This window comes from Bradyrhizobium sp., assembly GCF_019242285.1.
Taxonomy (GTDB): Bacteria; Pseudomonadota; Alphaproteobacteria; order Rhizobiales; family Xanthobacteraceae; genus Bradyrhizobium.
Genome location: NZ_JAFAVV010000480.1, coordinates 1 through 7,228 on the forward strand (window position 1 = coordinate 1; position 7,228 = coordinate 7,228).

Genomic DNA, 7,228 nt, shown 5'->3' on the forward strand with positions numbered 1-7,228 from the left:
CCTTCTATGTCGACGGCATCCGGCACAACATCCCGTTCCTGTCGGCGCTGATGAACCATCCGCGCTGGCGCGAGGGCAAGCTTTCGACGGGATTCATCGCGGAGGAATTCCCGAAGGGGTTTTCGGCCCATGCGCCGGAAGGCGAGATCGCGCGCCGGATCGCCGCCGTTGGTGCAGCGATCGACCATGTGCTGGGCGAGCGCAAGCGGCAGATTTCCGGCCAGATGATCGGCCGCCCGGTCACGCGCGCAGGCCGCCGCGCGGTGTGGCTCGGCCGCGACGAGATCATCCTCGACGTCGCGCGCGAGAATGGCGGCATTGCCGTGCGCTTCGTCGATGACGACGGCAAGCCGGGCAACCCGCATGAGCTGGTTTCGACCTGGGCGCCGGGCGAGCCGGTCTGGCAGGGTGCGATCGACGGCGCGTTCGTCGCGGTGCAGGCGCGTGCGATCCCGAACGGCGTTCGGCTCGCGCATCAGGGCGTCGAGGTGCCGGTCTATGTCTTCACCGAGGCGGAAGCGGCTTCCGCCCGCCTGATGCCGGTCGTGACTGCGTCCGATTCCGGCAAGAAGCTGTTGTGCCCGATGCCCGGGCTCGTGGTGTCGATTGCGGTCGCGGAGGGGCAGGAGGTCAAGGCCGGCGAGACGCTCGCCGTGGTCGAGGCCATGAAGATGCAGAATGTGCTGCGTGCCGAGCGCGACGGCACCGTGAAGAAGATTCATGCGGCCGCCGGCGCGACATTGCCGGTGGACGCGTTGATCCTGGAGTTCGCGTAGTGCCGTCATTCCGGGACGGTCCGAAGGACCGGACCTGGAACTCGAGATTCCGCGTTTGGTGCTCTTGCACTGCCCCGGAATGACGGAGAGTTCCTCACGAGGTAACATAATGGCCTTTCGTCAGCGTCGAGAGAAATTGCGTGCGATCCTGGCGGGCTCTGCCTGCATTCGCCCTGGCTCGGTCTATGACGCGATCTCGATCCGGATCGCCGAAGATCTCGGTTTCGAGGTCGGCATGTTCGGCGGCTCGGTGGCCTCCCTCGCGGTGCTCGGTGATCCCGATGTCGCGCTGATCACGCTGACCGAGCTGGCCGAGCAGATGCGGCGGATGTCGCGTGCCGCCTCGCTGCCGGTGCTGGTCGATGCCGACCATGGCTATGGCAATGCGCTCAATGTGCGTCGCACCGTCCAGGAGCTGGACACGGCTGGCGCCGGCGGCCTCACCATCGAGGACACGCTGCTGCCGCAGGCCTTTGGCGAGGCGAAGACGCAGTTGATTTCGCTGGAGGAGGGGGTCGGCAAGATGAAGGCTGCACTCGACGGACGCGGTGATCCCTCGCTCGTGATCCTGGCGCGAACGGGGGCGACGTCGATCACCTCGCTCGGCGATGCGGTGGAGCGCGCGCGGGCCTACGAGGCCACCGGCGTCGACGGGTTGTTTCTCACCGGCATCAAGTCGCGCGACGAGCTGGACGCGCTTGCCGCGGCGACGCGGCTGCCGATCGTGCTCGGCGGCGCGCCGGAGGAGATGAGCGATCCCGACTATCTCAGGGAAAGGCGAGTCAAGATCGCGCTGCAGGGCCATGCGCCGATCGCCGCCGCAACGCAGGCCGTCTACGAGACGTTGAAGGCGTTGCGCGAGGGAACGTCGCCGAAGCAGCTCAAGGGGCTGGCATCGGCGGAGCTGACCGGCCGGGTCACCCGCGAGGCCGCGACGAAGGCGCGCAGCGCCGCTTTCCTCGGCCTGAAACAGCCATGAGCCGCGCCATCATCCAGGTGAGCATTCAAGGCCGCGTCCAGGGCATCGGCTACCGCGCCTGGGTGGAATATCAGGCGCAGGCCAGCGGGCTCGAGGGCTGGGTGCGCAATCGCAAGGACGGCAGCGTCGAGGCGCTGTTCGCCGGCAATGCCAAGGTGGTTGCCGAGATGGTGGCGTTGTGCCGGCACGGTCCGCCCTCGGCCAAGGTCACGGCGGTGCTGAACGAGCCGGCGGGAGAGGAGCAGCTCGATTTGCGGCCGTCGGGCGAGGCGTTCGCGGTGCTGCCGACGGTGTAGCCCGCGAACATATCTCCCGATTCCGTAGTGGGCAAAAGCAGCGAACACGGCGCTGCTACCCATCGCCGTGACCGAAAGGCCCGGGACGATGGCCGTCGAAGCGGTCTGCCCATGCACCGACACCCTTGACATTTCTTTCGCTTGGTCTGATATTTCTGTCATGACAGAAATATCCGATAAAAAGAAACTGCCCGACGCGGTCAAGCGCTTCGTCCTGCATTGGGGCGACATGGGCGACCAGTGGGGCGTCAACCGCTCGGTCAGCCAGATTCACGGACTGCTCTATCTCGCCGAGCGGCCGATGACGGCGGAGGACATCGCCGAGGCGCTCGGCATGGCGCGCTCCAACGTCTCGAACTCGCTGAAGGAGCTGCTGTCCTGGAACCTGATCCGCCGCGTGCCGATCCTGGGCGACCGGCGCGATCATTTCGAGGCCGAAACCGACATCTGGGAGGTGGCGGCGCGGATCGCCGCCGGCCGCAAGGAGCGCGAGATCGATCCGGCGATCGCGGCGTTGCGGGCCTGCGTCTCCGATGCCGCCGATGATCCTGCGATCAGCGCGGTCGCGAGCAAGCGGCTGAAGGAGATGCTGGCGTTCACCGAGCTGGCCGAGCGCTGGTACACCCAGATGCTGAAGGTGCCGCGGCCGCGGCTGGTGGCGCTGATCCGTCTCGGGGAGAAGGTCGTCAACCTGCTGCCATCCGGAAAATCCAGGGGCGGCGAGTAGCGGGGAGCACGTCATGGCGTCAGCAAGGCTCTCATCGAGGCTTCCTTCCGCGCCGGCTTCGCATGCGAGACTGCTCGACGACCACCGCTTTCGCGCGCTGTTGCCTGACCAGGATTGGGGACGCCTGCCGCTCGCGGTCTGGCGCCGATTTTCGAAACGGCTCGGCGACGGCGAGACCGTCGTCTATGTCGGCGAGGTCGACGAGGCCCGTCTCAGCCGCGCCGGCTGGTGGGTCGGGCAGGCGGCGCGCATGATCGGCGGGCCGTTGCCGACCACGGCCGTGACCGGCGTGCCGATGATCGTCGCCGTGACCGAGGATGCGGCAACCGGCGGCCAGATCTGGACCCGCATCGCGGCGCGCCGAAGCGGATTTCCGCAGGTGATCCATTCCTCCAAACGGTTCGAGGGGCCGACCGGTCTCGAGGAATATATCGGCCACGGCGTCAGCATGGCGCTGACCATCGGCGTGGAGAACGAGGCGCTGTGCTTTCGCAGCGCGGGCTACTTCGTCGCGATCGGCGGCTTGCGATTGCGGTTGCCGGAGTGGCTGACGCCCGGTGATCTCACCGTGACGCATGGCGATCTCGGCGGCGGGGCATTTCGCTTCACGCTCGACATCATCCATCCCCGCTTCGGCGAGCTCATGCATCAGTCCGCCATATTCCGGGAGGCTTCGTCATGACTCCGCTGCTGTGGACCCTGGTCGCCGTTCAGGTCGCGATGGGCGCATTCGATACCTTCTACCATCACGAACTGACCGAGCGGCTGGCCTGGCGTGCTTCGCAGCGCCACGAGCTCGAGCTGCACAGCCTGCGCAACGTGCTCTATGCCATGCTGTTCCTGGTGATGGGCTGGCTCGAGCTGCATGGCGTCTGGGCCGTGCTCGTGATCGCGGTGCTGGCGACCGAGATCGTCATCACGCTGATGGATTTCGTCGAGGAGGATCTCAGCCGCAAGCTCCCGGCCAGCGAGCGGATCAACCATACGCTGCTCGCGATCAATTACGGCGCAATCCTGATCCTGCTGCTGCCGGTGCTGCTGGACTGGGCCATGCGCGCCACTGATGTCGTGCCGGCCTATCAAGGCTGGCTCAGCTTCGCCGCCATGGCGGCGGCGATCGGTGCGAGCCTGTTTGGCCTGCGTGATTTCGCCGCGGCGAGGCGGCTGGCGCGAATGCGAGGTGCGCCGGCCGAGGAACTGGTTGCAAAGCTGCCCGGCCGCAAGACGGTGCTGGTCACCGGCGCGACCGGCTTCATCGGCAGCCGGCTGGCTGCGTCGCTCACCGCTGCCGGCCATTCCGTGATTGCGCTGGTGCGCGATCCTGCCAGGGCCGGGATGCTGCCGCCGCCGATCACGGTCATTACCGGCCTCGACCAGATTCCATCTGATGCCGCGATCGATGCCGTCGTCAACCTCGCGGGCGAGCCGATCAGCAACGGAGCGTGGACGGACGCACGGCGCCGGCGCATCGTCGAGTCCCGCGTCACCATGACCGGTGACGTCGTCGGGCTGATCGCGCGGCTTGCGAGGAAGCCTGCCGTGCTGGTCAGCGGCTCGGCGATCGGCTGGTATGGGCTCTGGCAGGACCAGGTGTTGACGGAATCCGCCAAGTCGCACGAATGTTTCAGCCACGAGCTGTGCGAGGCCTGGGAGAGGGCGGCAGAGCCGGCGGCGGCGCATGGCGTGAGGGTGGTCTGCCTGCGGACCGGGCTGGTCGTGGGCACCGACGGCGGCTTCGTCACGCGGATGCTGACGCCGTTCGAGTTCGGCCTCGGCGGCGCGCTGGGCACCGGGCGGCAATGGATGAGCTGGATCGAGCGCGACGACCTGGTCCGGCTGATCGCCCATGTGATCGCGAGCCCGGCCATCACGGGGCCGATCAACGCGACCGCGCCGATCCCGGTCACCAACAACATCTTTACCGCGGAGCTGGCGCGCCGGCTGAATCGCCCGGCGATCCTGCGGATTCCCGACGCCCTGCTGCGCCGCTTCGGCGGCGATCTCGCGCGCGAGCTCCTGCTCGGCGGCCAGCGCGTGATCCCCAACAAGGCGCTCAGCCATGGCTTTGTGTTTCGCCATGAGACGTTGCGCAGCGCGTTTGAGGCAATTCTGTAAAAGCACTCAGGCCGCCGCGGCGCGCCGCCAGCGCCGCAGCGCGACGCCGGCCCAGATCGTCTCGACGATGCCGAACGGCCAGGCGCCTTGCAAGAAGCCGTAGGCTCCCCCGAGCAGGCAGGCGATCGCAAAACCGAGAATGTAGCGAGGGCTGCGATCCTCCAGCGCATAGGTCACGAGCATCGCGGTGACCGCGAACAGGCCGAAGATCGTCAGCGCGTCCATGTCCTATTCGCCTGCTTGGGTCGTCGGATTGCGTGATCCTGCGGCCGCCGTGAACCATCAGCTCGGCTCCGGCACGCGTATTTCCGTCTTGCCGAAAATCTCCTCGAAGGCCTGGCGAAGTGCGACATCGACATCCACCATGGTCACCGGGAGGCCGAGATCGACCAGCGAGGTGACGCCATAGCGGGGATCGACCACGCCGCAGGGAACGATCGCCGCAAAATGCGACAGGTCGGGCTCGACATTGATGGCGATGCCGTGGAACGACACCCAGCGCTTCAGCCGCACGCCGATCGCGGCGATCTTGTCCTCGAAGCCGTCGCCCTTGTCGGGCCGTTTCACCCAGACCCCGACCCGGTCCTCGCGCCGCTCGCCGCGGATGTTGAATGCCGCGAGCGTGCGGATGATCCATTCCTCGAGGCCTGAGACATAGGCGCGGACATCGGGCTGTCGCCGCTTCAGGTCGAGCATCGCATAGGCGACCCGCTGGCCCGGCCCATGATAGGTGAGCTGGCCGCCGCGGCCGGTCTCAAACAGGGGAAAGCGCGGGTCGAGCAGGTCGGTCGCCTTGCCCGAGGTGCCGGAGGTGTAGAGCGGGGGGTGCTCCAGCAGCCACACCTGTTCCGGCGCCTCGCCGGCCGCGATCGCCGCCGCGCGCGCCTCCATGACGGCCAGGGCTCCCGGATAGTCCACCGGCGCGTCCGATATCCGCCATTCCACGGCGCTGCCGGCGGGCCCGGTCAGCGCCGTCAAATCCAGGGTCTGGCGGTCATTAACCATTGTCTAACCATAACGTGGTGATCTCCGGGGCAGAATTTAGTCCCCGTGCCGTGGTCCCAAAAGTGTCAACCCTCGACAAAGTCTCGGTCGATCTCATGGTGGTCCTCGGGACCACCACGATGCCCATCCACCAGGTCATGCGGCTGTCCCGCGGCGCCATCATCGAACTGGACGCGACCGAATCCGACGAGGTCAAGGTGCTGGCCAACAACCTGCCGGTCGCCTCGGGCGTGGTGCTGGTCGACCGCAACCGCATCGCGGTCGAGGTCAAGCAGATGTTGCCGAAATCACCCGACGCCCGCTGAGGCGAAAAAACCTCTGGCCAACCCTCCATTTGCGGGCCCATGAGGCCTTGTCCGCCCAGGATCGATTTGTTACATCGGCGCCGTTGATCCGGCCCGGGCCGCGCCCGGCTGCCGCGCTTCATCCCTTCGCGCTCGTGGCGGAATTGGTAGACGCGCTGCCTTGAGGTGGCAGTGGGTAACACCGTGGGGGTTCGAGTCCCTCCGAGCGCACCATAAACCCACGTTCGGGTTTGATTTCCTTACACTTTTTTTAGGATGTTACCCGGGAATGTTACCACTCCGTTCCCGCTGGCCGTTCCTGTCCTGTTTCTCCCAGCCGCCCTCAGAAAATCATCCAATGACTGGCTTTGGTCGAACGCGACGACCTTATCCATGCCGCTGACTCCGAGCCTCTCGCGGTTGGCCTGCGCGATGTAGTGGGCCGGCATCTTCGGGTCGGTCCAACCGAACATCGCCATCATCTGGCTCTCGGTACACTCGGCGTAAGCCGCCACTTCCGCGCGCGCCTTGCGCACCCCGTGGCAACTCTTCTTCGGCGCGTTGACGCCGGCTAGGACGGCGTATTTCTTGAATTTCATCGCCCAGGCCTTTTTGTTCATCGGCAGCACGCGGCCTCTCACCACCTTCCCGGTGAAAACCTCCGCGCCGATGATCCCTTCCGCTCGCGCCGCCCGGAGGCTCTCGGCAAATTCCGGGTGCACCGGCACTGTCACCGTTGTGTTGCCCTGGCTTTTCTCCGTGGCGATCTGGACTGCCATCTTGCGCACGATCTGGCGCAGGTGTGGCGGTCCGAAACGGTGCGCATCCCCCAGACGCAGGAAGGTGTAGTGGAGGATATCGAACATCAGACGCGCCTCGGTGCCGAGCGGCCATCTCGTCCGGTACTTGGCCATGTCTTCCTCGGTCCACGGCAGAAAGCCGCCGCTCTCGCGTGAGGCCTTTGCCTTCCCTGAGCGCAGGCCAATCGTGGGGTCGTCATCCTCGTCGAGATGGCCTTCGTCGATCATCCAGCGGATCATGCCACG

The 7,228-nt window shown here is 66.3% G+C and carries 9 protein-coding genes, 1 tRNA gene and 1 pseudogene; 8 read left to right on the top strand and 3 right to left on the bottom strand.

The window, feature by feature from the left end; genetic code table 11:
• The 6 genes from JOY90_RS19010 to JOY90_RS19035 all read left to right on the top strand — a co-directional run.
• On the top strand, positions 1-776 hold a 776-nt coding region (locus tag JOY90_RS19010; protein ID WP_291692652.1), incomplete at its 5' end, for a biotin/lipoyl-containing protein.
• 109 nt (positions 777-885) lie between these two features.
• Positions 886-1,755, top strand: a complete 870-nt coding sequence (locus tag JOY90_RS19015) for an isocitrate lyase/PEP mutase family protein (protein ID WP_291692653.1) — start codon at positions 886-888, stop codon at positions 1,753-1,755.
• On the top strand, positions 1,752-2,051 hold the full coding sequence (locus JOY90_RS19020) for an acylphosphatase (RefSeq protein WP_291692654.1): 300 nt from the start codon (positions 1,752-1,754) through the stop codon (positions 2,049-2,051). Before JOY90_RS19015 ends, JOY90_RS19020 begins: the two co-directional genes overlap by 4 nt.
• A 160-nt stretch (positions 2,052-2,211) precedes the next feature.
• Positions 2,212-2,778: a MarR family transcriptional regulator gene (locus tag JOY90_RS19025; RefSeq protein ID WP_291692655.1), complete on the top strand. Its 567-nt coding sequence runs from the start codon at positions 2,212-2,214 to the stop codon at positions 2,776-2,778.
• Between the two features lie 13 nt (positions 2,779-2,791).
• A complete protein-coding gene (locus JOY90_RS19030) occupies positions 2,792-3,460 on the top strand; it encodes a DUF4166 domain-containing protein (protein ID WP_291692656.1) in 669 nt (222 codons plus the stop codon).
• The gene (locus JOY90_RS19035) at positions 3,457-4,893 is read left to right on the top strand and encodes a TIGR01777 family oxidoreductase (protein WP_291692657.1); all 1,437 of its coding nucleotides are present in this window, start codon (positions 3,457-3,459) and stop codon (positions 4,891-4,893) included. The genes JOY90_RS19030 and JOY90_RS19035 overlap by 4 nt, the downstream gene beginning before the upstream one ends.
• Positions 4,894-4,899: 6 nt before the next feature.
• Here JOY90_RS19035 and JOY90_RS19040 read toward each other — a convergent pair whose 3' ends face one another.
• Positions 4,900-5,118: a hypothetical protein gene (locus JOY90_RS19040; RefSeq protein ID WP_291692658.1), complete on the bottom strand. Its 219-nt coding sequence runs from the start codon at positions 5,116-5,118 to the stop codon at positions 4,900-4,902.
• 57 nt (positions 5,119-5,175) lie between these two features.
• Complete coding sequence (lipB, locus tag JOY90_RS19045) at positions 5,176-5,898, bottom strand: lipoyl(octanoyl) transferase LipB (protein ID WP_291692659.1); 723 nt, start codon at positions 5,896-5,898, stop codon at positions 5,176-5,178.
• 62 nt (positions 5,899-5,960) lie between these two features.
• Here lipB and JOY90_RS19050 point away from each other — a divergent pair, with 62 nt between their 5' ends.
• Both JOY90_RS19050 and JOY90_RS19055 read left to right on the top strand, forming a co-directional pair.
• Positions 5,961-6,203, top strand: coding sequence for a FliM/FliN family flagellar motor switch protein (locus tag JOY90_RS19050; RefSeq protein WP_291692660.1), 243 nt, complete (start codon positions 5,961-5,963; stop codon positions 6,201-6,203).
• A 128-nt stretch (positions 6,204-6,331) separates the two neighbouring features.
• Positions 6,332-6,416 (top strand) — tRNA-Leu (locus tag JOY90_RS19055).
• Positions 6,417-6,442: 26 nt separating this feature from the next.
• Here JOY90_RS19055 and JOY90_RS19060 read toward each other — a convergent pair.
• Positions 6,443-7,228, bottom strand: a pseudogene (locus tag JOY90_RS19060) (tyrosine-type recombinase/integrase); the annotation flags it as partial.

What these genes read in the sequence shown, in the direction of transcription:
- JOY90_RS19015 (WP_291692653.1), top strand. Translation starts at nt 886, where the DNA reads ATGGCCTTTCGTCAGCGTCGAGAGAAATTGCGTGCGATCCTGGCGGGC.
- JOY90_RS19020 (WP_291692654.1), top strand. Translation starts at nt 1,752, where the DNA reads ATGAGCCGCGCCATCATCCAGGTGAGCATTCAAGGCCGCGTCCAGGGC.
- JOY90_RS19025 (WP_291692655.1), top strand. Translation starts at nt 2,212, where the DNA reads ATGACAGAAATATCCGATAAAAAGAAACTGCCCGACGCGGTCAAGCGC.
- JOY90_RS19030 (WP_291692656.1), top strand. Translation starts at nt 2,792, where the DNA reads ATGGCGTCAGCAAGGCTCTCATCGAGGCTTCCTTCCGCGCCGGCTTCG.
- JOY90_RS19035 (WP_291692657.1), top strand. Translation starts at nt 3,457, where the DNA reads ATGACTCCGCTGCTGTGGACCCTGGTCGCCGTTCAGGTCGCGATGGGC.
- JOY90_RS19040 (WP_291692658.1), bottom strand. Translation starts at nt 5,118, where the DNA reads ATGGACGCGCTGACGATCTTCGGCCTGTTCGCGGTCACCGCGATGCTC.
- lipB (WP_291692659.1), bottom strand. Translation starts at nt 5,898, where the DNA reads ATGGTTAATGACCGCCAGACCCTGGATTTGACGGCGCTGACCGGGCCC.